The organism is Glaesserella sp. (genome assembly GCF_041817755.1).
Classification (GTDB): Bacteria; Pseudomonadota; Gammaproteobacteria; order Enterobacterales; family Pasteurellaceae; genus Glaesserella.
In genome coordinates this window covers 1-24,883 of sequence record NZ_JBGYBX010000010.1, presented here as the reverse complement: position 1 = coordinate 24,883, position 24,883 = coordinate 1, and the positions used below count along the sequence as shown (strand labels likewise).

The 24,883-nt window shown below is 42.4% G+C and carries 20 protein-coding genes and 1 pseudogene; 5 read left to right on the top strand and 16 right to left on the bottom strand.

Going from position 1 to position 24,883, the window contains the following annotated elements; translation table 11 throughout:
- Nucleotides 1-4 precede the first annotated feature (4 nt).
- The 3 genes from ACEYKX_RS00720 to ACEYKX_RS00710 are packed head-to-tail and all read left to right on the top strand — an operon-like array spanning nt 5 to nt 2,281.
- Nucleotides 5-778, top strand: coding sequence for a TSUP family transporter (locus tag ACEYKX_RS00720; RefSeq protein WP_373767456.1), 774 nt, complete (start codon nt 5-7; stop codon nt 776-778).
- 3 nt (nt 779-781) lie between these two features.
- A complete protein-coding gene (nth, locus tag ACEYKX_RS00715; protein ID WP_373767455.1) occupies nt 782-1,417 on the top strand; it encodes an endonuclease III in 636 nt (211 codons plus the stop codon).
- Nucleotides 1,418-1,426: 9 nt separating this feature from the next.
- On the top strand, nt 1,427-2,281 hold the full coding sequence (locus tag ACEYKX_RS00710; protein ID WP_373767454.1) for a YihY/virulence factor BrkB family protein: 855 nt from the start codon (nt 1,427-1,429) through the stop codon (nt 2,279-2,281).
- Here ACEYKX_RS00710 and topA read toward each other — a convergent pair.
- Nucleotides 2,245-4,857 carry a type I DNA topoisomerase gene (topA, locus tag ACEYKX_RS00705; protein WP_373767453.1) on the bottom strand — a complete coding sequence of 871 codons (2,613 nt, stop codon included), beginning with the start codon at nt 4,855-4,857 and terminating at the stop codon, nt 2,245-2,247. The genes ACEYKX_RS00710 and topA overlap by 37 nt on opposite strands.
- Before the next feature lie 138 nt (nt 4,858-4,995).
- Here topA and ACEYKX_RS00700 point away from each other — a divergent pair, with 138 nt between their 5' ends.
- A complete protein-coding gene (locus tag ACEYKX_RS00700; RefSeq protein WP_373767452.1) occupies nt 4,996-5,886 on the top strand; it encodes a LysR family transcriptional regulator in 891 nt (296 codons plus the stop codon).
- Nucleotides 5,887-5,972: 86 nt separating this feature from the next.
- On the opposite strand, the gene ACEYKX_RS00695 is transcribed toward ACEYKX_RS00700, so the two are convergent.
- The 10 genes and pseudogenes from ACEYKX_RS00695 to pyrH form a co-directional block, all read right to left on the bottom strand.
- Complete coding sequence (locus ACEYKX_RS00695) at nt 5,973-7,010, bottom strand: oligopeptide/dipeptide ABC transporter ATP-binding protein (protein ID WP_373767451.1); 1,038 nt, start codon at nt 7,008-7,010, stop codon at nt 5,973-5,975.
- Between the two features lie 7 nt (nt 7,011-7,017).
- Nucleotides 7,018-7,905, bottom strand: coding sequence for an ABC transporter permease subunit (locus ACEYKX_RS00690; protein WP_373767450.1), 888 nt, complete (start codon nt 7,903-7,905; stop codon nt 7,018-7,020).
- On the bottom strand, nt 7,895-8,854 hold the full coding sequence (locus tag ACEYKX_RS00685; protein ID WP_373767449.1) for an ABC transporter permease: 960 nt from the start codon (nt 8,852-8,854) through the stop codon (nt 7,895-7,897). Before ACEYKX_RS00685 ends, ACEYKX_RS00690 begins: the two co-directional genes overlap by 11 nt.
- Before the next feature lie 12 nt (nt 8,855-8,866).
- Entirely contained in the window at nt 8,867-10,543 is a 1,677-nt protein-coding gene (locus ACEYKX_RS00680; RefSeq protein ID WP_373767448.1) for an ABC transporter substrate-binding protein, read from the bottom strand.
- Nucleotides 10,543-11,490 (bottom strand): sigma 54-interacting transcriptional regulator, encoded by a 948-nt coding sequence (locus tag ACEYKX_RS00675; protein WP_373767484.1) that lies wholly within the window; start codon nt 11,488-11,490, stop codon nt 10,543-10,545. The genes ACEYKX_RS00680 and ACEYKX_RS00675 overlap by 1 nt, the downstream gene beginning before the upstream one ends.
- A 456-nt stretch (nt 11,491-11,946) precedes the next feature.
- Nucleotides 11,947-12,147, bottom strand: a pseudogene (locus tag ACEYKX_RS00670) (ACT domain-containing protein); the annotation flags it as partial.
- 145 nt (nt 12,148-12,292) lie between these two features.
- Nucleotides 12,293-13,798 carry a fused MFS/spermidine synthase gene (locus tag ACEYKX_RS00665; RefSeq protein ID WP_373767447.1) on the bottom strand — a complete coding sequence of 502 codons (1,506 nt, stop codon included), beginning with the start codon at nt 13,796-13,798 and terminating at the stop codon, nt 12,293-12,295.
- Nucleotides 13,791-14,402 carry a fused MFS/spermidine synthase gene (locus ACEYKX_RS00660; RefSeq protein WP_373767446.1) on the bottom strand — a complete coding sequence of 204 codons (612 nt, stop codon included), beginning with the start codon at nt 14,400-14,402 and terminating at the stop codon, nt 13,791-13,793. Before ACEYKX_RS00660 ends, ACEYKX_RS00665 begins: the two co-directional genes overlap by 8 nt.
- 26 nt (nt 14,403-14,428) lie before the next feature.
- A complete protein-coding gene (locus tag ACEYKX_RS00655; RefSeq protein WP_373767445.1) occupies nt 14,429-15,967 on the bottom strand; it encodes a phosphoethanolamine transferase in 1,539 nt (512 codons plus the stop codon).
- A 269-nt stretch (nt 15,968-16,236) separates the two neighbouring features.
- The gene (gene pyrH, locus ACEYKX_RS00650; RefSeq protein ID WP_373767444.1) at nt 16,237-16,950 is read right to left on the bottom strand and encodes a UMP kinase; all 714 of its coding nucleotides are present in this window, start codon (nt 16,948-16,950) and stop codon (nt 16,237-16,239) included.
- A gap of 142 nt (nt 16,951-17,092) precedes the next feature.
- Here pyrH and ACEYKX_RS00645 point away from each other — a divergent pair, with 142 nt between their 5' ends.
- Entirely contained in the window at nt 17,093-18,631 is a 1,539-nt protein-coding gene (locus ACEYKX_RS00645; protein WP_373767443.1) for a phosphoethanolamine transferase, read from the top strand.
- Nucleotides 18,632-18,670: 39 nt separating this feature from the next.
- Here the strand turns inward: ACEYKX_RS00645 and ansB are convergent, their stop codons facing one another.
- From ansB to ACEYKX_RS00620, 5 genes are all read right to left on the bottom strand, one after another.
- Nucleotides 18,671-19,714, bottom strand: a complete 1,044-nt coding sequence (ansB, locus tag ACEYKX_RS00640; RefSeq protein ID WP_373767442.1) for an L-asparaginase 2 — start codon at nt 19,712-19,714, stop codon at nt 18,671-18,673.
- A 234-nt stretch (nt 19,715-19,948) separates the two neighbouring features.
- Entirely contained in the window at nt 19,949-20,800 is an 852-nt protein-coding gene (gene tsf, locus ACEYKX_RS00635; RefSeq protein WP_373767441.1) for a translation elongation factor Ts, read from the bottom strand.
- A 98-nt stretch (nt 20,801-20,898) separates the two neighbouring features.
- Nucleotides 20,899-21,624 (bottom strand): 30S ribosomal protein S2, encoded by a 726-nt coding sequence (gene rpsB / locus ACEYKX_RS00630; RefSeq protein WP_373767440.1) that lies wholly within the window; start codon nt 21,622-21,624, stop codon nt 20,899-20,901.
- A 332-nt stretch (nt 21,625-21,956) separates the two neighbouring features.
- Nucleotides 21,957-23,330 carry a bifunctional UDP-N-acetylglucosamine diphosphorylase/glucosamine-1-phosphate N-acetyltransferase GlmU gene (gene glmU / locus ACEYKX_RS00625; RefSeq protein ID WP_373767439.1) on the bottom strand — a complete coding sequence of 458 codons (1,374 nt, stop codon included), beginning with the start codon at nt 23,328-23,330 and terminating at the stop codon, nt 21,957-21,959.
- A gap of 247 nt (nt 23,331-23,577) precedes the next feature.
- The gene (locus tag ACEYKX_RS00620; RefSeq protein WP_373767438.1) at nt 23,578-24,675 is read right to left on the bottom strand and encodes a transferrin-binding protein-like solute binding protein; all 1,098 of its coding nucleotides are present in this window, start codon (nt 24,673-24,675) and stop codon (nt 23,578-23,580) included.
- Nucleotides 24,676-24,883: the final 208 nt, after the last annotated feature.

The window sequence follows — 24,883 nt, the reverse complement described above, 5'->3', positions numbered from 1 at the left end:
AAATATGGAACTCGGACCGGATATCATCGTCATCTTATTTGTTGCGGCTTTCGTGGCAGGCTTTATTGATGCCATTGCCGGCGGAGGCGGATTAATTACCATCCCGGCACTGTTATCCGTCGGTATTCCGCCTGCGGTTGCATTAGGCACAAACAAATTACAAGCCTGTGGCGGTTCGTTTTCGGCGTCGCTCTATTTTGTGCGTAAAAAAGCCGTCGATTTGAAAGAGATTTGGCTCTTAATATTATTGACCTTTATTGGCGCCGCTATTGGTACGATTTTGGTTCAGCTGGTTGATGTCAATGCCTTAAAAGTTGCCTTGCCGTTTTTAATTTTAGTCATCGGTTGTTATTTTTTGTTTAGCCCGAGTTTGGGCGATGAACAACGTCGTCAGCGCATGAGTTACCCAATGTTTGCCTGCACCGCCGCCATGGGAATCGGCTTTTATGACGGTTTGTTCGGTCCGGCTACCGGTTCATTCTTTACCCTTGCCTTTGTCCTGCTGCTTGGATTTAACCTCACCCAAAGCGTTGCTCATGCTAAAGTATTGAATTTTACATCCAACATCGCTTCGTTGATCTTTTTTATCATTGGCGGGGCAATTTTATGGAAAATCGGTTTTTTAATGATGATCGGGCAATTTATCGGCGCTTCTCTCGGCGCTAGAATGGTCGTCACCAAAGGGAAAAAAATTATTCGCCCGTTAATTGTAGTGATGTCGTTTACTATGGTGGCCAAAATGCTATGGGATCAGGGCTATTTTGCTTTTTTAGGATAACAGATGAATAAAGAAAAACGTATTGAGATACTGACTCGCTTACGCAATGAAAATCCGCACCCGACTACCGAATTACAGTATTCAAATCCCTTTGAATTACTGATTGCGGTGATTCTTTCCGCACAAGCTACCGATGTCGGTGTAAATAAAGCTACCGCCAAGCTTTTTCCGGTTGCCAATACGCCACAAGCGATTTTAGATTTAGGGATTGATGGGCTAAAAGAGTATATTAAAACCATTGGGCTTTATAACAGCAAAGCGGAAAATATTATCAAGACCTGTCGTGATTTAATTGAAAAACACAATGGCGAAGTGCCTCAAACGCGTGAAGAATTAGAAGCCCTTGCGGGAGTGGGGCGTAAAACGGCAAATGTGGTGCTGAATACCGCCTTTGGACAACCGACCATTGCAGTTGATACCCATATTTTCCGCGTATCCAACCGAACCAATTTTGCCCCGGGTAAAGATGTGGTAAAAGTGGAAGAAAAGTTATTGAAAGTGGTTCCGGATGAATTCAAAGTCGATGTCCACCACTGGTTGATTTTGCACGGACGTTACACTTGCATTGCCCGTAAACCTCGTTGCGGTTCGTGTATTATTGAAGATCTGTGTGAATATAAAGAGAAAACGGATAGCTAGGAGAAGAATATGATTCGTCAGGTGTTGATGGTTTTGCAACGTTTTCCGCTTCAACTTCACGCGACATCTCTGACATACTACAGCCTGATAGCCATTGTACCGCTATTGGCTTTTTGGCTGGGGCTACTTGAATTCTTTTTAATTGATGATCTTTTTCATGTCGTAATGCACGGCTTCCTCGATCCGATGGGAAAAATCGGTGAACGCGTCGGCAGTACGCTGTTTGATTTCGTCCATAATACACATGCCGGCATTGCCCGCCAGTTTACGCTCGTCTTTTTCTTTTTTAGTATCTTTATTTTAATCTATAAAATAGATACGACATTAAATAAGCTTTGGAAATGTACCACCCGTTTAGACAAACGTTTTTATTGTACTTGGAGTACGTTTTTCATCTTTATTTGTAGCTGTTCCGCCTTATTGTTTGCGATAAAAAGCTTTCCGATTGCAATACAAAATGCGTTAACTTATCTGTTTAGTTTTTGGATACTGACCGGGCTGTTTAAGTTTATTCCCCGTCGTCATATCCGTACGTATTCCGCGATGATCGGCGCATTATTTTGCTTGATTGTGTGGTTTCCAATCAGCCGTTTATTTCATACCTTAATTTACTGGAACGACACTTATTCGGTCGTATTTCATGATTTTGTCGGAATAGTCATCATGCTGTTTTGGATCAACACATTATGGATTTTATTTTTATGCGGCGCCCTTATTTGCCAAGTTGTACAATCTAAATCGATCCAACAAGCGGTCTGTTTCGGGCTATATTTTGCAAAAAAAACAGCACAACTTTGTTGTGCTGTTTTCGTTGACTCGTATTGGCGCTATTTTTTCCGCTCTACCCACTTGCCATCAAGGTAATCCACAATCCATTTGGTTGCCTTGCCGTTTTTCTCAGAGGTCACATACTGACGTTTCTCTTTGCGACTAAAGCGGATAATCGCTTCATTGCCTTCCGGATCTTGTTTTGGTGCATCCGCAAGGTATTGCAATTTTTCAGGCAAACGATCACGGTATAACGCTAACTCTGCCACTTTCGGGGCACGTGTTTCACGGGATTTCGGGAAGTTATGTGCCGACATAAACACACCGCTTGCCCCATCTCGTAGCACAAAATACGCATCGGATTTTTCACATTTTAACTCAGGGAATGCAACCGGCTCTTCTCGTGGCGGGGCAACTTCGCCGTTTTTGAGAATTTTGCGCGTATTGTCGCAGTTGGTACACCCCATATATTTGCCGAAGCGTCCAAGTTTTAAGTGCATATCCGCACCGCATTTGTCACATTCGACAATCGGACCGTCATAACCTTTGATTTTGAAAGAACCTTCTTCAATCACATAGCCGTCGCAGTTCGGGTTATTACCGCAAATGTGAATTTTGCGTTGTGGATCGATCACATAACTATCCATTGCCGTATCGCATTTCGGGCAACGTTTACGTTTCATTAACGCATTCGTTTCCGAATCTTCGTCTAACACGTTCAGCAATTCCGCTTCCGGAATTAAGTTGATCGTGGTTTTGCAACGCTCTTTTGGCGGTAACGCATAGCCGGTACAGCCTAAAAATACCCCTGTACTTGCGGTACGAATTGCCATTTTACGTCCGCAGGTCGGGCAAAGAATATCGGTTTCCACCAAGTTATTCGGACGCATTCCGCCTTCAAGCTCATCAAGCTCTGCGGTAGTTAATTTTTCCGAGAAATCGGCAAAGAAACGGTTTAATTCGACTTTCCAGTTGCTATTGCCCGACGCAATTTGGTCAAGGGTATCTTCCATATTTGCCGTAAAATCGTAATTCATCAAATCGCTAAAGGCTTCATTTAAGCGATCTGTCACGATTTCGCCCATTTTCTCTGCATAAAAACGGCGGTTTTCTACTCGCACATAGCCACGCTCTTGAATGGTCGAAATAATGGCGGCATAGGTTGACGGACGACCGATCCCTCGTTTTTCCAACTCTTTCACTAATGCCGCTTCACTATAACGTGCCGGTGGTTTGGTAAAGTGTTGGCTAGGTTCAATCGCATTAAGCTGCAAGGTTTCATTCAGGCTCACTTCCGGTAACTCTTGATCTTCCGCCGTTTTGCCTTGGATCGGTAGCACTTTTGTCCAGCCGTCAAAACGTAATACACGCCCTTTGGTTTTGAGTTCGTAATCCCCGGCTGTAACGGTTAAACCGGTTGAGTCATATTCCGCCGGGGTCATTTGGCACGCAAGGAATTGCCGCCAAATCAAGTCATATAGGCGTTCTGCATCTTTTTCCATACCGCTCAGATCTTGCATTTTCACCATCACATCAGACGGGCGAATGGCTTCGTGTGCTTCTTGAGCTTTCTCTTTGCTGGCATAAAAATTCGGTTTTTCAGGCAAATAACGATCACCAAATTGTTTTTCGATATAGCTACGAGCCATCGTCAGTGCATCTTGGCTCAAATTGGTTGAGTCGGTACGCATATAGGTGATGTAGCCGGCTTCATACAAACGCTGTGCCAACATCATCGTTTTCTTCACGCTAAAGCCTAAACGGGTACTTGCCGTTTGTTGTAACGTGGAAGTGATAAACGGGGCTTTCGCTCTTGATGACGTTGGTTTTTTATCAATTTCAGTGACGATAAATGCAGAATTTTGCAAAGATCTGACCGCTTGTTCCGCTTCTTTTTGGGTTTTCGCGGAGAATTTTTTGCCTTTATATTGAACAACATCTAACGCCAATTCGCCTTTCTTCGCAGACGTTTTGGCTAAAATCTCCCAAAACTCTTCAGGCTGGAACGCTTTGATTTCACGCTCACGCTCAACCAACAATTTCACCGCCACAGACTGCACACGCCCTGCCGATAAGCCACGAGCCACTTTTTTCCACAGCAGCGGCGACACCATAAAGCCCACCACACGATCTAAGAAACGGCGTGTTTGTTGCGCATTGACTCTGTCCATATTGAGCTGTTCAGGCTTTTCAAAGGCTTGTTTGATCGCATTTTTGGTAATTTCATTGAACACGACACGGCTAAAACGTTCGTTCTCACCGCCAATCACCTCACGCAAATGCCACGCAATCGCCTCCCCTTCTCTATCCAAGTCGGTAGCGAGATAAATATGATCGGCTTTTTTGGCAAGAGATTTCAGCTCTGAAACCACTTTTTCTTTACCCGGTAAAATTTGGTAAGTTGCATTCCAGTCGTGATACGGATCCACGCCCATACGTTTAACTAACGCCACACGTTCTTTTTCGGATTTTAAGGCGGATTTTTGCTCGGCATTGAGCCCTTTGGTTGAAACAGGCTTGGCTTTTTCGGCTGTTTCACTTTTCTCACTGCCTCCGGTCGGTAAGTCACGAATATGACCGACACTGGATTTGACGACAAAGTCACTGCCTAAATATTTATTAATGGTTTTGGCTTTAGCCGGTGACTCGACAATAACTAATGATTTTCCCATTGAACTACCTAAATTTATAACAATGTAATAAGTCGGATGAAAATTATTTCTTTTAAGTTGATAATTAATCTGCTTTCACGCAAAATGCTGGAGACAATAGCAAGGCTTTCTTTAAAACACAATATATAAAGAGATAAAATGGACAAACTAAACGCAATTAACCTGTTTTGTAAAGTGATCGAGACCCAAAGTTTCACTCATGCGGCTCAACTTGAACAAATTTCACTCGCCATGGCAAGTAAGCTGGTGGCACAACTTGAAGAACACTTGAATGTGCGGCTTTTACACCGAACCACACGAAAAATTAACCCGACCGAAGCCGGTTTGTTGTTTTATCAGCGCTGCCAACCTATCCTAAATGAACTGAAAGAAGCCGAAGCGTGCGTTGCCGATATTACCTCTACCCTACAAGGTAAATTAACCATGTCGGTGCCGATGGATTTCGGTTCTCGTTTTATTGCACCGCATTTGGGCAAATTTATCAGTACTTACCCGCATCTGCAGCTGAATTTGGAATTTAATGATCGTCGGGTTGATGTGGTAGCGGAAGGCTATGATTTGGTGTTGCGGATCGGTAAACTGGAAGACAGTTCCATTGTTGCCAAACGTATCGGACAATCCCATCATATGATAGTCGCTTCGCCCGATTATTTGACGAAATTCGGTACACCGCATACTGCGTTGGAATTAGAGCGACATCAATGCTTGCTGTATGCCAACGCACCAATATGGCAGTTTAATGAGAACGGACAGTCGGTGAAATTCAAACCGACGGCAAACGTCTATAGCAATAACGGTTATGCGTTGGTGCAGATGGCAAGAGCCGGTTTAGGGGTTATTAATATTCCCAAATTTTTGATTAAAGACGAATTGGCTTCCGGTGAGTTGACACCCATTTTGCCTCATTTGGAACAGGATAGTTTGGATATCAGTTTACTTTATCCGCATCGCCGTTACCTGTCACCGAAAGTCAAAGTCGTGATCGCTTTTTTTGAGCAACTCATGAAAGAACAGAAAGCCTTTTTGTGATCGCTGTCGATAAATTTGCAAAATAATCCGATAAACTGACCGCTTGTATCGCACGTCAAAGTGTACAGCGACCACGACCTCGGGAATTATTCCGCTTTTTCACCGACAACGACCGGGCTAAATTCTTCTTTACGTAAAAAATTCTGTTCTCTGAAATTAATCGGAAAGTGACAGGCAAATTCATGTTGACGAAATTTCCGCAAAGGCGGTTTCACGACGCACTTTTTCTGCGCAAACGGGCAGCGCGGTCCTAAACGACATCCGATCGGCATATCCTGCAGCATCGGCACCGTGCCTTTTAGCGTATTTAAGCGCCCTTTAAAAGGCAACGGTTGGGAGAAATCCGGCACGCTATGCAATAACACCGAGGTATAAGGATGGTAAGGTGTCGTCATAATGGTATCTTTATTCGCAATTTCTACCGTTTGTCCGCAGTACAGCACATTAAAAGCATCCACCCATTTATAAATGCCGAGTATATCGTTACTGACCAGAATGATCGACGTACCGAGATTTTTATTCATGCTTGAGAGTAAACGGTAAATTTGTAATTGAGTGGTGGCTTCCATCGTATTGATCGCCTCATCCGCCACCAACAAGCGGGGTTGATTTGCCACCGCCATGGCAATCATGATTTTTTGTGCCTCTCCTTCCGTAATATCACTCGGATAACTTTGCATAATATCTTTGTGATCTTTAATACCAACTTTATGTAACAATTCAATCGCCTTTTTTTTCTTCCAGCCGATGCGCTCCCACCACTGCCCTTTAAAACGAATAGTCTGTATCAGTTGTTTTCCTATCGGCTTACCGGGGTCCAAACAAGACAGCGGATCTTGAAAAATCATTGAAATGTCATCGCCGACCAACTTACGACGTTGATAAGGCGATAATTTCAACAATTCAATATCATTAAAACGAAAACGATCCGCGGTAATTATCCATTCATCCTTGACGAGTCCGCAAATGACTTTGGCAATTAAACTTTTTCCCGACCCGGACTCTCCGACCAAGCCGCAAACTTCCCCACTGTCCAACGTAAGATTGACATCATCAATCATTTTGATACGCCCTTTGGGGGTATCAATTTCAATACAGAGATGTCGAATATCCAATAATGCCATATAGATCCTAATACCGATATTTTTCCAACACACGAACAACGCTGTTACCGAGCATGGTGATGATCAAAATCACGAAAATAATCGCCACACCGGGTAAAAAAACGGTCCACGGAGCAATATAAATCAATTCCATCGAATCACGAATCATTGCGCCCCATTCAGGTGTCGGGCTTTTGGCGCCAAGGGCGATAAAACTCAGTGCACTGATGTCCAACACTGCAATCACAAAAATATGGGAAAGCTCCTTCACTGCGATACTGGTTAAATTCGGTAAAATCACTTGTCGAATCAATTCATTACGGGTTGCACCATCCAAGCGCAATGTCACCACATATTCCCGTTTGAGTTCACGCTGGGTCGTTTGATAAATTTTATGAATAAAATGGGGCAGCATCGCCAAAAAAATTGCTAACATGGCATTGGTCAGACTCGGTTCCATCAACGTGGCAATAATAATGGCGATCAATAAAATCGGGATAAACAAAAATGTATCAAACAGGTGACTTAAAATAAAAAACGATCGACTTTTCTGCGTACCGGCCAAGACACCGATCGTTCCACCGATGAGCCCGACGGCTAACGTAATTACTAACGCCGCACCCACGGTGTAATAAAAACCGTACAGAATTCGGCTGAAGATATCTCTGCCCAAATCGTCCGTACCAAAAAAATGACCAATCTGCCCTTCATCCTGCCAAGAAGGCGGCATCAATTCCTGCCCGACAAACTGCTGATCCGCCGTATAAGGTGCAAGCCAATAGCCTAAGATGACCAAACCGAGTAAGACGATAAAAAGATACACACTAATCAGAGCCATAGTATCTTTACGTAATTCATGCCAAAACTGTTTTAAGTAGGCGGATTCTCTGAATTGTTCCGGATCTCTATTTAACATACCAATCTTTCTTCTGAGACGGATCTAACAATGTGGTGATTAGCTCCGCCAACAAGTCCACCGCCAACACAAATAATCCGATTGCCACAACGCCTGCAGAAATCGCATTATAATCCCGTAGAGAAAGTGCATTCACCATCCATCGCCCGACACCGCCCCAGCTCACGACATTTTCAATCAACAAACCAAACGCAAAAATCAATGTGATATTACGCGCAATCATCGGGATCAACGGCGGTAACGTGTTGGACACAATGTGCGTACACCAAATCCGCCAAGGCGACCAACCGCGTGATCGTGCGACGTTGACATAACTTTGTTTCAGAACATACTCCGTTCGTTGCAATGTAATCCGCATAATTTCCAAGGTTGCCGGAACGGCAAGAATTAAAGCGGGTAACGCCAAATGGTGCAAAGCACTCTGCATCATTTTCAATTTATAGGGCGAATCCGATAAAAAAATATCGACCATTTTAACACCGGTGATCGTTTCTACACTGTAGATCGGATGTAACTCACCGACCGCGGCAATTTCCCAATGCTGAACGGATGCATACGCCAGCAATACGATTGCCAGCCAAAATACCGGCACCGCAAGACTTAATGATCCTAACGAACTTAACAATTTACCGATCACATTCTTACGCTGGGTGGCGGCAAAAAAACCAAGGGGAATGCCGACAATCAAGGACAGTACGAATGCCGACAAACAAAGCGAAACGGTTGCGGGGAACACACTTAAAATTTGCTTCGCCAGCGGTTCCCCCGTACTGTAGCTAATCCCGAAATCCCCTTGCAGCAGCCCTTCCACATAATTCAAGTAGGCGTTAAATCCACCGCCCGCCAAATTGTTAATCGGATCCCGCAACAAGATGTTGTAACCGATAAACGACAAAATCAGCAACGTAATCATCGTCAGAAAAAGCTTACGAATTAACGCAATTAACATCACTCACCCCGCTTATCTTAATTTTATCTCGGATAATTTAACCTGCCCGAACGGACTGATTTTGACATTATCGATATCATTATTGACCACCAGTAGCCGTCTGACATTGACGAGCGGCAAAATCGGCAACTGCGCCTCAAGCAACTGCTGCGCTTGCCGATATAATACCGTTCTAACCTCTTTTTCTTCACTGGTACGCGCTTCGGACAATAAGCGGTCAAACCCCTCATCACACCAATTGGCCAAATTCGTCACCGAACTTTGCGCTTGGCAACTCAATATCGGTGACAAAAAACTGTCCGGATCGAAATTATTCGCCAACCAACCGCTGAGAATCAAATCATACTCCGCATCACCTTTTTCCAATTGTTGAACCAAATAAGCCCGGCTGACTTGGCGAACTATCACGTCAATACCGGCTTTCGCCAACTCGGCACGGATAAATTCCGCCATTTTTAGCGGATGCAAATTATAGACACGCTTTTCATCAATAACCCATAAGATCAAGCGGTCGGTTTTCGTCGATATTTTACGATTTACCGAAGACTGAACATAAGGATAACCGTTCGGATTCTTTTCGGAAAACAACGCGTTCGGCAGCACATTTTCCGGCACATCGGCAACGCCGTAAAACAAAATGTTTGCCAAACGTTGGCGATCTATCGACTGGGCAATTTTACGGCGCAATTCAATATTACGCATCAAAGGTCGCTGAAAATTAAATGCCAAATAGGCAAGATTCGCTCCCGGACTTTCCACCAAATAACCTTGCTCCGGCTTCAAGATAGAAATTTGGCTCGGTTCGGGAAACGCCGCCACGTCGCATTCGCCGTTTAAAAATTTTGCCATCCGTCCGGTTCCCGTCGTAGAAAAATCGACTATCATATTACGGATATGGGCTTTTTTTCCCCAATATCGAGGGTGCGGCTGTAAGCGGACATAATCATTTTGCACATAACTGTCCAACTGATATACCCCGGTACCGACCGGTAAAATATCCAATTGAATCAAATTTTCATCGGCATTTAACTGCAGTGCATATTCTTTCGATAAGATCACGGCATATTGGCTTGCCAAATGAGCAAGGAACGAAGCATCCGGCTGGGTCAAGGTAATTTTCACCACATGATTGGAAGCGGCGCGGATTGCGTCAATCTTATGTTTCAAATCAATACTTTCAAAATAGGGAAAATGTGCCCGATTTGCCATTTCACGAAAAATCTCACTTTGGCGATAATGACGTTCATTTGTCGGCGGATGATTTAATGCGGGCAAATCGACGCTTTTACCGATCACCCGATTCAGAGAGAACACCACATCTTCCGCATTAAAATGGCGGGTCGGCGTAAACCAAGGAGTTTGATGAAACGAGACGTTTTTACGTAAATGAAGCGTGACGGTTAATCCGTCTTCACTGATGTCTATCCGCTCCGCCAACGACGGTTTTAGCGTATTTGATACCGGGTCAAATTCCAATAACTTATCATAAATCTGCTCGGTCACTACATTCATGTTGGTTCCGACATCCGCTTTTTGCGGATTAAATGAAAACCCCGACGCATTCGAACAATAGACCAAACTGTTTTCAAGCAATGGTTGGGGAATTTTCGGTGCACCGTGTACGGATTGCAACATGCCTGATATTGCAAAAAAAACGATGAATCCGACCGCTTGTAGCCTGCTTTTCATTATTTACTGATCCCATAAATGCGTAACTTATTGGCAACGGCAGTATGTGAAATCCCCAAACGTTGTGCCAATTTGCGCGTACTCGGGTATTCCGCATAAAATTTACGCAAAAGTGAGGCTTCAAAACGATTCACAAGTTCTTCCAGCGTACCGTGCATGGACGACGATTCGACCGACCATTCCGCCGGTATGTCCTCCGGTAAATTCAAATCCGCAACCGCCAATTGATTATTTACGGCAAGCGAACATGCCCGATACAGCGCATTGTACAATTCACGCAAATTCCCCGGCCAGTGATACGCTCGCAACGCCTGAATAAAATCTTCATCATATTGCGGCACATCAATGCCCAGCTGTTGACTGATTTGCTGAATAAACTGAGTCGCTAGCGCAGGCAAATCGCCTTGACGCTCACATAAGCGGGGTAAATTCAGGGTTAGCACATTTAAGCGGTGATATAAATCTTCCCGCACTTTACCTTCCGCCACTAACGTGGATAGCGCCTTCTGTGAGGTACAGATCACCCGCACATCCACATGAATTTCATTGTCTTCCCCGACACGACGGAAAGAGCCGTCGTTTAAGAAGCGAAGCAACTTTGCTTGCATTTCTAAAGAGAGTTCCGCCACGGAATCCAATAATACGGTTCCGCCGTGAGCATATTCAAAAAATCCCATGCTTTCTTGACCGTTACTCCGCCGCCCGAACATTTCACTTTCCGCCTCTTCCGCCGGTAAGCCCGCACAATTGACCGCAATAAACCGCTGCTCACGGCGAAAGCTGAATTGGTGGCACGCCTTCGCAAAAAAATCTTTACCGGTTCCCGTTTCCCCTTGAATCAGCAAGGGCGCATTCAACATCGCAAATTTTTTCGCCTGTTCGATAACGGCTTTCATTTTAGCGGTTTTGGCAATGATATGATCAAAATCACTATTTTGATTTGCCATAAACTGACGTAAATCAATTTGCATCGCTTTTTGTGATTGCAACGTGACCACATAACCCAATAGACGGTTTTGTTCGCCTTCCCATAACTCAATAGGCAGCAAATCCATCCGCCACATTTGGTTATTCAGTTGAATCGGATGAGAAATCGGCTGTAACGTACTGGCTTGAATGGTCATTCCTTGCTGTAAAAAAGCGGAATACCATTTGGTTTTGTTCAAATTGACGATAATGTCATTGAGCGGGATAGCCGTTAAGGAAAGCAATTGCTCCTGCTTTTTCTTCGGTAACGATTGACGATATAGCGGTAATAACAATTTACCTGCTTGAGAATTGGCAAATTCAATATTGCCGTTCAGATCCAGTGATAACACCGGGTTCGGAAGCGCCTCAAACAAGGCTCGTAGCTCGAGATTTTTCCGTTCTTGCGGAAGATGGTGAATCGGATAAACCGCCGTAATATGTTGAAGTTGCTCGATTTGTCGGATCAATCGGGTCTGGTGAGGCACGTCAATGACTTCTGTCCGCAGATAAATAATCCCGATGTCAGATTGCTTTTGCAGCTCAATGCCTTCAAGATTGATCTGCTGTGCCGCCAGCAAACTCAAGATATCTTGAACCACTCCGACACGTTCAATACACTCAATCGCTAATCGCATATTCCCTCCCGCTATTTGCAAAATATCATGACAATCTCACCGCTTGTAAAGTCGCTATAATACTCCCTAACGCTACATTTGGAAACTTTTGTTTACATTCATCGTACATAAAAAAAGCGGTGTTGCCACCGCTCAATCCTTTATCTTACTCAAAGGAAAAAATACCGTATTTATACTCCGTAATCATATTTTTATCCGTGATGATTTCAGGCGCACGTTTCAAAGGTGAAAAATCAATATCGTGATAACCTACTATTGGATATTCCAACATTTTATCAACACCTTGACGTAATTTATCCTCTGTATTAAATACATATTCTCCGTTATGTCGCCATTGCATGGTTTGCAATGCAGAGGCGACTTTTTCCCGGCTGATTTTTTCAATCGGCGTCAATGCGGCTAAAGACATATTCTTATACTTATATACGTAAGGATATACCGATTTTGATGTATAAAATGCATCCATTGATCCCGTCGTATTGAAATAAATAAATCCGTTCGGATTTAAGCGGGATTTCGTTAATTCAAGGAATTCCTGACTTAACAAATTCGTTGCATAACTTCGCCAATGAAATGTGGTATTCATTAAAATAAAGTCGAATGTTTTATCGGTATTTCGGCTTAACCAACGACGACCGTCATCCGTAATAATACGGACTCGTTTATCTTTTAATATATTATCCATTTCCGAATAACGATTCGCCAGTTGTACATAAGCCGGATTCAACTCAATAACGGTAATGGATTCCAGCTCGGGCATCGTTGTTAACACATCAACCCAAGATCCCGTACTTAAGCCGATGACCAAAATATGTTTGGCTTGCGGAGCAAGCATCGGTAATAAATACGCCCTGTCTATCATATTCGAATTATTGATCAGATCGACATTCAGCGTTCCGTCATACACATTACTACCGAAAACTAAACGGTCATCTTGACTATTTTTATAAACCTGAATAAAACCATGCTTATTTTCAATAACTTCTTCTAAAGCGACATCTTCTTTTTGTGATAAGGAATGGATGAGTTTTTCCGGAAGAAATATGCATCCCAGTGCGGCGATCGCCAAGCTCGACGTTGCGACTTTCAATACGCTCTGCTTCACACAAAAACAGGCAACAATCAACGTGATTAAAATAACCACGAAATACGTTTGCTGCGTAGTGAATAAATCCAATAAGTAAAAGCCGATAAAGATAGGCGCTAACGTACATCCCAATACATTGGCAAAATATACATTTGATATTGCCGCCCCGGTTTTCTTACCTTCCGAACCGAGATGATGCACGATAGGGAACACGATTCCACGTACTAACGCACAAGAAAATACACCGACAGCCAAAAGAAATACGGTGCTGCCGGGCGAAGCACTGCCGGTTAACCAAATCAAAAATAAAATCGCCAAACAATCAAAAAATGCGGCAATAATGAAAATATAGCCGATATAATGAACGGAGGCTTTCCCCTCTTGGCAAACCCGTTTTCCAATAAATGCGCCTAACGCAATGCCTACTAAAAAGAGTGACAGCGTAAATGAAAATGCTTGAGGAATGGATGCCGTGTAAAACGTAAATAAGCGAATCCAAATGACCTCTATACTTAAACTTAAAAAGCCCCCCAAAAAGGATAGCAGCATTGCTTTTCTAGACATTTTTAATTCCTTTTCTTCCGTATTTCACAAACACAATTAGCGCCACAATATAATTTACGATCCCTGCAATACCAATCACTTCCGTTAAGGTAAAATAATTAAATAAAAAGAATCCTACCGTAAAACAAGCTGACGCGGCACCTAGCGTATTGGTAAAATATAACCAGCCAATGTTATTTCCGATATTGTCAATATATTGATTTAAATATTGCGTTAATAATGGCAAAGTACTTCCCATCAAAAAAGTCGGAAAAAGTAACAACATAAAATTTGCAATCGCAATAGTTAATGTATCGGAATAGAGAAATATCGCCTGTGTCGTTTCGATTAAAAACGGACTCATCAGACCAAAAGTACCAATACCGACTTCCGCCATCGCAAATAAGCCAATCATATTGGTCGGAAATTTATCCGCTATTCTGCCGCCCCAATATGCGCCAATCCCTAAACCTGCCATAAAAACGGCAATAATAATTGTGATGGATTCCAAGTCAACGCCGAATGCGGTAAATAACATTCTTTGCCAAGCAATTTGATAGATCAATGCCGAAAATCCGGACATGAAAAAAACGAACTTAATTGTAAACATCCCGATGTTTTTCATTTTTATCTCCTTTTCTAAAACCATATTTAATTATTCGCCGGAATAGGATCATCTTTCAATTCATCAAAATTCACCATTTCATCAAAATTAAAGACTTTAATATTTTTATCTTCTCGGTCAGAAAAGAAATCATATTCTCCGTTTAATTCTTCTGTTTTTATACCTAGCCATTGAGAAAATCCGTACATGAAATTAAATGCGCTTCGTTTTACGTTGACCTCATTTCTTTCCGTGTCATCACTGGAAATTTTAAAGAAAGGTATCTCATAACTTTGCTTATAATCGATATCATAATCTAAAGTGAGTTTATCTTTATTTTCTTTTTCAACATGTGCTAAACCATGATCCGAAAAATAGATTAAAGAATAACTTTCATTTTTTTCTTTAAACATAGTGATAATAGATTCAATAAGTCTATCCGTTTTTAAGATCGAACTTACATAACATCCCATGTCTTTATTAATAAAATCCAATTTTTCATCCGTTTCGATAAGTCTATCGCAAAAATTATTGTGTGACCCCATTAAATGTAACACAAACAAATTTACCCTATCTTTATCCGATGTTTCTTTCAGTTGATGAGACAATATTTCAATTAATTTTGAATCATCAACATTAGTCATATTAAATCCGCCTTTTTTAGTAAATATAGGGTTATCCGAACTCACTCCGATCCGGCTTGAAATCGTGTCATATTTACCGATACTGCCTTGATTCGATATCCACGTCGTTTTAATATTCGCCGATTTAGCCAAATTAATAATATTATAGGCATAATCAATTTTTTTCTGACCGTCTTTCACAAAATATAACGAATGTAATAAAGAATGATAGGTTGCCGGTGCGGCCGATATATATCCACGATTCACATATCCTGTCGTCTTAGCCAAAAATGGGGAGGTATTTAATTTAAATCCATAAGCGGAAAAATAATCTCTTCGGGCGCTTTCTCCTATGACTAAAATATAATTTTTATATTTCGGTTCAAACGAAACGACATGCCAAGGAGACAGCGCCTTAGCCGCTAATTCCAACTCTTGTTTTTCAACATAATAACCTTTTATGCTGTCATAAATATTAAAATAAAAAGATAATACATTCACCGGGCTGTCGGATAATGTCCACGGCTTTTTATCTATTTGGTTTTGAGAACTAAAATAATATTTAACCGGCACCCAAAAAATGCTTAACAGAAGCACCAAGACAAGTACGCCGTGTAATACTTTTTGCTTTCTATCCGACGTTCCTGTATTCACCACTCTGTATTTTTTTAATCGCATTAGTAATATAAATGAATAAATAAAAAAAGCAGGGAATAAGAAATCCGTTACATCAAATTTTTCTGTAAACGAAAAAGATTCATACAAATTCGTTTCTAGAAATGCCGCCACAATACCTGAATTTAAAGAACCGTAGAGCAAATAGATCGGATAATATAATGACAAAGTCACGACAATAAATGTCACAACGTAAACAAAGAGTTTTTCATTAACAATGAGCAGTAAATAATAAAATATAAAGATACTAAAAATACCGTAAAACAGCCCTTTCTCAGGGGAGATCATTGTAGATAGAAATGAAAAGAAAAGTAACCAGATGTAAAAAATTCGATGGTTTAGATAATTTAAAAATCCTTTTAGCATGTTGATAGAGGTAGTAAGTGTATGTATAAAGCAAGTATGTTTAGCATTCTACTTCACTAAACCTTTTCATTCAATACATAAAAAGACCTAGATTTATAAAATTTACAATAATCTAATGAGCGCCGATAAAAGAAAAGGTTCGGAAAATGAGTGTTCCGAACCTTTATAAAACAATTCACACTATGTTCTTTTTAAGAAATCGTTGTGCCTTCCTCTGCACCGGTCACCACCTGTTTTAGCGCACCCGGTTTACCCATATTGAACACACGAATCGGCATCCCGTGATCTCGGGCAAGCGTAAATGCGGCTAAATCCATGACTTGTAGCTCTTTTTCAATCACTTCCGCATAAGTTAAGGTTTGATAAAGTTTTGCATCGGCATATTTCGCCGGATCTTTGTCATAAACGCCGTCTACTTTTGTCGCTTTTAGTACAACATCCGCTTCAATTTCAATCCCGCGCAAGCAGGCTGCGGAATCCGTCGTAAAAAACGGGCTACCGGTACCGGCAGAAAAAATCACCACCCGTTTTTCTCTTAACATTTTAATTGCTTCAGACCAGTTGTACGTATCACAAATACCGTTTAATTGGAAAGCGGACATTAATTTGGCATTCACATCAGCACGGTGTAAAGCATCACGCATTGCCAAGCCGTTCATTACCGTTGCCAACATGCCCATGTGGTCACCTACCACGCGATTCATGCCGGCTTTCGCCAATTTTGCGCCGCGGAATAAATTACCACCGCCAAGCACAACACCGACTTCCACACCCATTGCCAGTAATTCTTTGATTTCTAAAGCCATTCTATCTAAAATAGACGGGTCAATACCAAAGCCCTCGTCACCTTGCAATGCTTCACCACTTAACTTTAACAAAATACGTTTATAAATCGGATTGCTCATTTTGACCTCTTTCGTAACGGTTTCTAGGGAAAATCGGGTTATTATAAAATATCTTTTCCTTATCGGAAAGCGACAGCTTCATGGAATTTTAGCTTCAATTTCGGTAAAATCGCCGTTATTCACATTATATTTACCTTAATTTATGAAAATATCACACATATTTGCCGCCATTACGGCTTTCGGTTTGGTTTGTTTAGCAAGCTATTTAATGTTGATGGGCTCAGGCTTCTTCCCGTCTCCCGAGCCGCTTAACATACTGTTACTTGCTCTATTTATCGTTTTTCTCAGTGCTTCTCGAAAAGCATTTTACATTTTAGTGGTACCATTGACGTGTTTATATGCCCTTTATACCCCCGTCGGCTTAACCTTTGGTCCACCGTCTTATCAATACATTGCTTCCGTATTTGCCACGGATATTCAAGAAAGCAAAGAATTTTTCAGCCAAATCCCGTTACAAAATTATTTGGCGTGCGTCACGATTTTTTTATCGCTTTTTTTATTTCGTTTTCTGTGCAAAAAATATCAGATTCATTTCCATAAAAATAAGACTTTTTTAGCGGCAAGCTTTTTAGTTGTACTCTTTTCTACACCGCCGTTTAAATTTTTACAGGAAAGTTATACGTCGACCATGAAGGTCAAAGAGGAATTAGATCGTTTAAACAATTTATCGATTGAAAGTTTGTGGGGAACCTCCACGCTTACCGCTGATTCGCGCTACGACGATTATATTTTAATCATCGGTGAAAGTGCGCGAAAAGACTACCACCATGCTTACGGCTACCCGGCTGAAAATACACCGTTTATGAGTAACGCCAAAGGGACGCTGATTGACGGAATGACTGCGGGCGGCACAAATACCATTGCTTCACTCAAATTAATGCTGACAAAACCGGATACCGAAAAATGGGAAGGAGAATACGGCTTAACGTTAATTGATTTAATCAAATCCGCCGGCATCAAAACCTACTGGCTCTCCAATCAAGGTTATCTCGGCACTTACGATACGCCGATTTCATCCATTGCCAACAAAAGCGATGAAAAACTCTTTTTAAAGGCGGGGGATTCATTGAATCAAAATATCAGTGATTTTGAATTATTACCGAAATTTGAACAGATCCTCAAACAGCCGACAAACGGTAAGCGCTTTATTGTGGTGCATTTGTACGGTTCCCACCCGATCAGCTGCGATCGTCTCAATGACTATCCGAAAATGTTTGATGATGAAAAAATCGCTAAAAAATACTTCAATGTTAACTGCTATGTTTCTTCTATTAAAAAAACGGATGAAGTCATCGAAAAATTGTATGAAGCGCTTCGCAAAAATCAGCGCGAAAGTGACCGCTTGTTTTCGATGATCTATTTTTCGGATCACGGTTTGGCACATCAAATTACCGAAGACAATATCGTGATTCATAACAGCAGCGGAAAAAGTAAACTGCACTTCGATATTCCGCTATTTAAAATTTCCAGCGATGATATGGAAAGAAAAACCTATAAGGTGTTTAAATCAGGTCTGAACTTTACCGATGGCATTGCCAAATGGGTGGGGATTTCAAATCCTAAGCTGAATACGGATGTCGATTTATTCAGTAATCAGCCGGATAAAAGCGATTACGGTTTGAAAGAGATGATTCAACAATTTGAAGGCGAGGTTGACCCTGCCGTTGTGATTCCTCAGTAATTAAAGTGCGGAAAACTTTCCGCACCTTATCCAATTCTGTTAAAAATCATTAAAGTATCGCTGAATTTCGTTCGGGTCTTGCGTTTTCGTTAATGCCAGTTGCAATAATACGCGAGCTTTTTGCGGATTCAGCGTGCCGGAAGCACTAAAACCGTACTTACTGTCATCAATTTCGGCATCGCGTGTCGTATAACCGATCGGTGATCGGGAAGAACGTACCACCGCCACACCATCTTTCGCCGCTTTTTCCAATAAAGCTAAATTCGCCGCATTCATATTACCGTTACCGACACCCGCGACGACAACCCCTTTATAACCGGCGTCCAACAAGGCTTTAAGCGGTTCAGTCGGCATATTGGCGTAAGCATAAATAATACCGACTTTCGGCAATTCGCTTAATTCATCCACCTTGAACGGCGAATTAGTCGTATGTTTACTCTCCGGAGAACGTTCATAATCGACTTTACTGTTATGAATGTAACCAAGGGAACCGAAATTAGGTGAATTGAAGGTTTGTACGGCGGTAGTGCTGGTTTTTGTCACGTCTCGGGCGCCTAACACTTGCCCGTTCATCGCGACTAATACACCTCGACCGCGCGATTTTTGATCAGTTGCAACTACAATAGAATTATATAAATTCAGCGGACCGTCGGCACTTTTTTCCGTTGCCGGTCGCATTGCACCGACTAAAACTACCGGCTTATCACATTTAACGGTTAAATTTAAAAAATAAGCCGTTTCTTCCATCGTGTCGGTACCGTGCGTAATCACAAAACCATCCGTGTCGGCACATTGCCGATTAATCGTTTTAGCCAGTTTTAACCACACATCATCGCTCATATCTTGCGAACCGATTTTCACGACTTGTTCGCCTTTGATATTTGCTAATGTTTTCATTTCAGGCACGGCGCCAATTAACGTATCGATATTTAATTGCCCTGCCTGATATGCAGAACTGACCGCACTTTCTCCACTACCTGCAATGGTTCCGCCCGTTGCCAAAATGGTAATATCCGGTAAAGGCGCAGCATAAACCGTAGATACGCCGAATAAAGATAAAAAAGCTAATGTGTTTAATTTCATAAACCTGCTCCGAGTTCGTTTAAAAATAAAGAAAAAACCCATATAGCATAACCATCTGACCTCATTTGTAAAACAATCCGTCCGTATAAACTGATCTCCGTCAATAAATGAGTTCATTTACCCGATAGACATAAAATTTTATCCTTTGCTTAATTTGCAAAAATAAATATCAAACACACCGCTTGTAGGCATAAAAAAACGGGCGTAAAGCCCGTTTCTCATATTCATTCGATATTAAGCGTTACCGCCGGTGATTTTCGCCACTTCTGCCGCAAAATCTTCTTCCACTTTCTCAATACCTTCACCCACTTCTAAACGAACGAAGTTAGATACGGAAGTGTTCACTGATTTTAAGTATGCCCCTACGGTTTGTGACGGATCCATCACGAACGGTTGACCGGTTAATGAAACTTCACCGGTGAATTTCGCCATACGACCTTCAACCATTTTCTCTGCGATTTCTTTCGGTTTGCCTGAGTTCATGGCGATTTCGATTTGGATTTCACGCTCTTTAGCAACCACTTCGGCAGAAACGTCTTCCGGATTGACGAAATCCGGTTTAGAGGCAGCAACATGCATTGCCACTTTTTTCAACTCATCCGCCGAGCCTTGACCTGCCACTAATACGCCGATTTTCGCACCGTGTAAGTATTGTGCGATCACTTGACCGTCTAAGTATTGTACACGACGGATATTCATGTTTTCACCAATTTTCGCTACTAACGCCGCACGTTTTTCTTCAAATTGTGCTTGTAACGCTTCAATTGATGTGCCTTTGTTTGCAAGTGCATAATCTGCAACTTCGTTTGCCAAACCTAAGAAGCCGGCATCTTTTGCCACGAAGTCGGTTTCGCAGTTCATTTCAACCAATACGCCGAAACCTGCGCCGATACGGGCAAGAATTACACCTTCAGCCGCCACGCGACCTGCTTTTTTCGCTGCTTTCGCTTGACCGGATTTACGCATGTTGTCGATGGCTAATTCGATATCGCCGTTTGCTTCTACTAACGCTTTTTTACATTCCATCATACCTGCACCGGTACGCTCACGTAACTCTTTGACAAGTGCTGCTGTAATTTCAGCCATTTTAAAGTCCTCTTGATAGTATAGATAAAGAAAAGCAGGGGTATGATTGCCCCTGCTTCACAATGTTGAATGTGTTTTAAGGGCTTGCCTTAAGACGATTACTCAGCCGCTTCTTCTGCAACGAATTCCGCTGCAACGGTTTCTTGACCACGACCTTCTTTGATTGCCGCAACCGCTGCATCTAAGTAAAGTTGGATCGCACGCGCTGCGTCATCGTTACCCGGGATAACGTAGTTTACGCCCGCCGGGCTTGCGTTAGTATCAACGATAGCAAATACCGGAATACCTAAGTTGTTTGCTTCTTTGATGGCGATATGTTCGTAGTCCGCACCAATAACGAAAATCGCGTCCGGAAGACCCGCCATTTCTTTAATACCGCCTAAGCTTAATTCAAGTTTAGCCATATCACGGGTACGGTCTAAAGCTTCTTTCTTCGTTAATTTGTCGAAAGTACCGTCTTGTGATTGTGCTTCTAAATCTTTTAAGCGTTTGATTGATTGACGAACGGTTTTCCAGTTAGTCAACATACCACCTAACCAACGGTGGTTGACATAGAATTGTTGGCTTTCTACTGCTGCTGCTTTTACTGCGTCAGACGCCGCACGTTTGGTACCAACGAAAAGAATTTTACCGTTGTTGCTTGCAATGCGGGTTAACTCTGCTAATGCATCGTTAAATAACGGTAAGGTTTTCTCTAAGTTGATGATGTGAACACCGTTACGCGCACCGAAAATGAAAGGTTTCATTTGTGGGTTCCAGTAACGGGTTTGGTGACCGAAGTGAACGCCTGCGTTAAGCATATCGCGCATAGATACTTGTGCCATAAGAATAGTTTCCTTGTTGTTGTTTCTGCCGCGGCAGAAAGGGTTTTGCCTCCACATATCCTAAGTCATCGACCGTTTTTCAACAGCACCCCGACGCTTAGTCTGCGATATGTGTGTGATTTAGTGTAAATGAAAAATAAATGCTTTTTATGACTTAAACTTTTAAGCACAAAAAACGGGCGGATTTTACAGGAAATTAGGAAAGAAGACTAGCGATTTTTCGCAACAAGCGGTCGGATCTTATGGGAATTTTGCAAATATCTTTATCATGAGAGTGAAAATAAAGTCACTTATAGGGTAGGCTAAAACCTACCCTACTATGTTTAATCCGTTTATTCCGACTCTTTTTTCTTAGTTGGTCGTTGCCAGCCTTGAATATGACGTTGCGCCACGCGCGTAATAACCAGTTCGTCCACCGCAATATCTTTGGTAATGGTTGAACCGGCGCCGATCGTGGCTCCGCTTGCCACCGTTACCGGCGCAACCAATTGCGTATCGGAACCGACAAAGACGTTATCGCCGATAATAGTTTTGAATTTATTCGCTCCGTCATAGTTACAGGTAATGGTACCTGCGCCGATATTCACGTTTGCACCGATTTCAGTGTCACCGATATAGGTTAAATGACCCACTTTAGAGCCTTCACCAATCGTTGATTTTTTGATTTCGACGAAATTGCCGACATGCGCTTTGGCGGCAAGCTCCGTACCGGGACGTAAACGGGCGAACGGTCCTACATCCGCACTCTCACCAATGACGCTATCTTCAAGAACAGAGTAAGGTTTAATTTCAACATTATCACCAAGTACGACATTTTTCAGTATAGCACCTGCGCCAATTTTAACGTTGTTACCGAGTTTGACTTCACCTTCTAAAATCACGTTCACATCAATCACGACATCTTTACCGTGCGTCACGGTGCCGCGAATATCAAAACGGGTCGGATCGATAATCGTCACGCCGGCAAGCATCAATTTTTCCGCCTGTGTTTTTTGATAATAGCGCTCTAATGCCGCCAGTTGAAGGCGATTATTCGCCCCTTCGACTTCCATTAAATCGCTTGCTTGAACGGCTTCGACTTTAAATCCGTCACGGTTTGCCATCGCAATCACATCGGTGATGTAGTATTCGCCTTGGGCATTATTGTTATCCAATTGTGCCAACCATTTTTTAAAGCTTGCACCGCTTGCCACCATTACACCGGTGTTGATCTCTCGGATCTGAAGCTGTTCCGGATTCGCGTCTTTTTGCTCGACAATCGCCACCACCGAGCCGTTTTCACGCACAATACGCCCATAGCCGGTCGGGTTGTCCAACACGACCGTAAGCAAACCGATACCGTTATCCGGTTTCGCTGCAATTAATTTCTCCAAGGTGTCTTTGGTAATTAACGGTGCATCGCCGTAAAGCATTAAAATATTTTCATCATCCGCAAAAAACGGCGCCGCTTGCTGCATGGCGTGTCCGGTACCAAGCTGCTCCACTTGTAATACCCAATTTACCGGCTCATTGGCAAGGCGTTGTTGCAACAGATCACCGCCGTGACCGTAAATAAGATGAATTTGTTTCGCGTCCAATTGTTTTGCCGTATCAATTACATGCTTCACCATCGGTTTGCCTGCAATCGGATGCAATACTTTCGGTAAATCCGAGTACATACGGGTACCTTTACCCGCGGCTAAAATTACCACACTGAGCTGAGTCATAAATAACCTTATTGATTTAAAAAGAAAATAACGGGGTGCATTTTACGTTAAAAAAGAATGCAACGTATAGACCATAAGTTGTAAAAAAAATTTAATTGAGTAAATATCACTTGACTAAGCAACAGGTTATAAACACAACAAGCGGTCGGTTTTCCTTCAAAATTTGCAAATTTTGGGGTGAAACCGACCGCTTGTTTACCCTGCGGATGGGTGTGTTAACACATAGCGGTGAGACGTGTACTCCGTGCTATTTTCCATTCTCCACTTTTTTACCGCCGAATGCTCCACCTTCCACACCGTTATAGAATGTACCGGCGACTTCCTCCGCATTCGGTCCGTAGAAGGCACCTTGTGCTACAGTTTCATGTAAGTACGATACATCTAAGGTGTCAACATAGTCATGAGGCGTAGGTGCTCTTTTTTCGGTTTGGAACGTGTTTCCGGTAATTTTAGCATAAAAGGCAAAGGTACTATCAGCATAAACGCTTGCACTGCCAAGTGCATAGTAGTCAGAATGGAAATTGGATAAATCAATCTCACCCAATACCATTTTCCTATCAAAATCAGCAGAAAGCCCCATCGGTATCGGTTTTTGGATACCGGATGGCGTATGTACGAGAGCATGTCCTCTATATTCTACACTCCCCCTATTCGGCATTGCCTCTAACGCCGTTTGATAACCTTGAGCAAACGCCGTGGCGGCGATACCCGAGTCACGGTTTCCTCTAAGCGCATTGGAAACCACGCCGTAGCGTGCATAATTTAAATCCATCCCGACCAGTAACTCTTCAATCTGTTTCGTGTCGCTAATTTTCTCGATTATGCTTGGATCGGTACCGTCATTCGGTACTTTAACAAAAATATTCGGAAACTCGGCAAATTCTTTCACCGAATGGTGCATATCCGAGATTGGCTGAAGGTTAATGGTTTTCCCCTCTAGATTTAAGTGATCAATATGCTCCGTATTGCCTATAGAGAATATTTCTTGAACAGGTTGGATATTGTCCAAAGGGGTAGCTTGGATAAATTCATTATAGTGTCCGGAGACGGTCTTGTTTACCGTACCGCTTGTTCCGTTCTGCCCCACGGAATCATCCGACTTATCTGTAGTAGAAGTATTCGGTGTATCGTTTGTACCGGTGGTTCCCGATGTGGTTCCGCTATTTTGTGCGTCGGAGGTAGTTGAGGAATTTGAGGAATTATTGGCAGTTTGGTTAGCATGAGTGCTTGAGGTCGTATCAGGTTGTACGGTCGTGCCGGCGGAATTCCCGCCGCCACCGCTGCCTCCGCATGCGGTTAATGCCAAAATCAATGAAATAGGAAAAAAGAAGACCAAGCGTTTCATAATTACACCTATATTTTTAATATTGACGAGCCGTTTAAACGGGCGGGAGACCTTCAAAATAAAGCCGGAAGGTATAAGGTGAGTATAGGCTAAATCCTCAAAAAAACCAGCAGACAAACGCCTGTTTTATGTAAAAATTTAGCAAAGTTTAGCAAAAATCAAGTTTTGCGAGGGAAACACTGATATAAAACACAACAAGCGGTCGGTT

Coding starts and splice junctions, on each gene's coding strand:
- ACEYKX_RS00695 (WP_373767451.1), bottom strand. CDS start 7,010: ATGGCATTATTGGATATTCGACATCTCTGTATTGAAATTGATACCCCC.
- rpsB (WP_373767440.1), bottom strand. CDS start 21,624: ATGGCACAAGTATCTATGCGCGATATGCTTAACGCAGGCGTTCACTTC.
- topA (WP_373767453.1), bottom strand. CDS start 4,857: ATGGGAAAATCATTAGTTATTGTCGAGTCACCGGCTAAAGCCAAAACC.
- nth (WP_373767455.1), top strand. CDS start 782: ATGAATAAAGAAAAACGTATTGAGATACTGACTCGCTTACGCAATGAA.
- ACEYKX_RS00720 (WP_373767456.1), top strand. CDS start 5: ATGGAACTCGGACCGGATATCATCGTCATCTTATTTGTTGCGGCTTTC.
- ACEYKX_RS00660 (WP_373767446.1), bottom strand. CDS start 14,402: ATGAAAAACATCGGGATGTTTACAATTAAGTTCGTTTTTTTCATGTCC.
- ACEYKX_RS00645 (WP_373767443.1), top strand. CDS start 17,093: ATGAAAATATCACACATATTTGCCGCCATTACGGCTTTCGGTTTGGTT.
- ACEYKX_RS00665 (WP_373767447.1), bottom strand. CDS start 13,798: ATGTCTAGAAAAGCAATGCTGCTATCCTTTTTGGGGGGCTTTTTAAGT.
- tsf (WP_373767441.1), bottom strand. CDS start 20,800: ATGGCTGAAATTACAGCAGCACTTGTCAAAGAGTTACGTGAGCGTACC.
- glmU (WP_373767439.1), bottom strand. CDS start 23,330: ATGACTCAGCTCAGTGTGGTAATTTTAGCCGCGGGTAAAGGTACCCGT.
- ACEYKX_RS00700 (WP_373767452.1), top strand. CDS start 4,996: ATGGACAAACTAAACGCAATTAACCTGTTTTGTAAAGTGATCGAGACC.
- pyrH (WP_373767444.1), bottom strand. CDS start 16,950: ATGAGCAATCCGATTTATAAACGTATTTTGTTAAAGTTAAGTGGTGAA.
- ACEYKX_RS00680 (WP_373767448.1), bottom strand. CDS start 10,543: ATGAAAAGCAGGCTACAAGCGGTCGGATTCATCGTTTTTTTTGCAATA.
- ACEYKX_RS00675 (WP_373767484.1), bottom strand. CDS start 11,490: ATGGCAAATCAAAATAGTGATTTTGATCATATCATTGCCAAAACCGCT.
- ACEYKX_RS00690 (WP_373767450.1), bottom strand. CDS start 7,905: ATGTTAAATAGAGATCCGGAACAATTCAGAGAATCCGCCTACTTAAAA.
- ACEYKX_RS00685 (WP_373767449.1), bottom strand. CDS start 8,854: ATGTTAATTGCGTTAATTCGTAAGCTTTTTCTGACGATGATTACGTTG.
- ACEYKX_RS00710 (WP_373767454.1), top strand. CDS start 1,427: ATGATTCGTCAGGTGTTGATGGTTTTGCAACGTTTTCCGCTTCAACTT.
- ACEYKX_RS00620 (WP_373767438.1), bottom strand. CDS start 24,675: ATGAAACGCTTGGTCTTCTTTTTTCCTATTTCATTGATTTTGGCATTA.
- ACEYKX_RS00655 (WP_373767445.1), bottom strand. CDS start 15,967: ATGATCTCCCCTGAGAAAGGGCTGTTTTACGGTATTTTTAGTATCTTT.
- ansB (WP_373767442.1), bottom strand. CDS start 19,714: ATGAAATTAAACACATTAGCTTTTTTATCTTTATTCGGCGTATCTACG.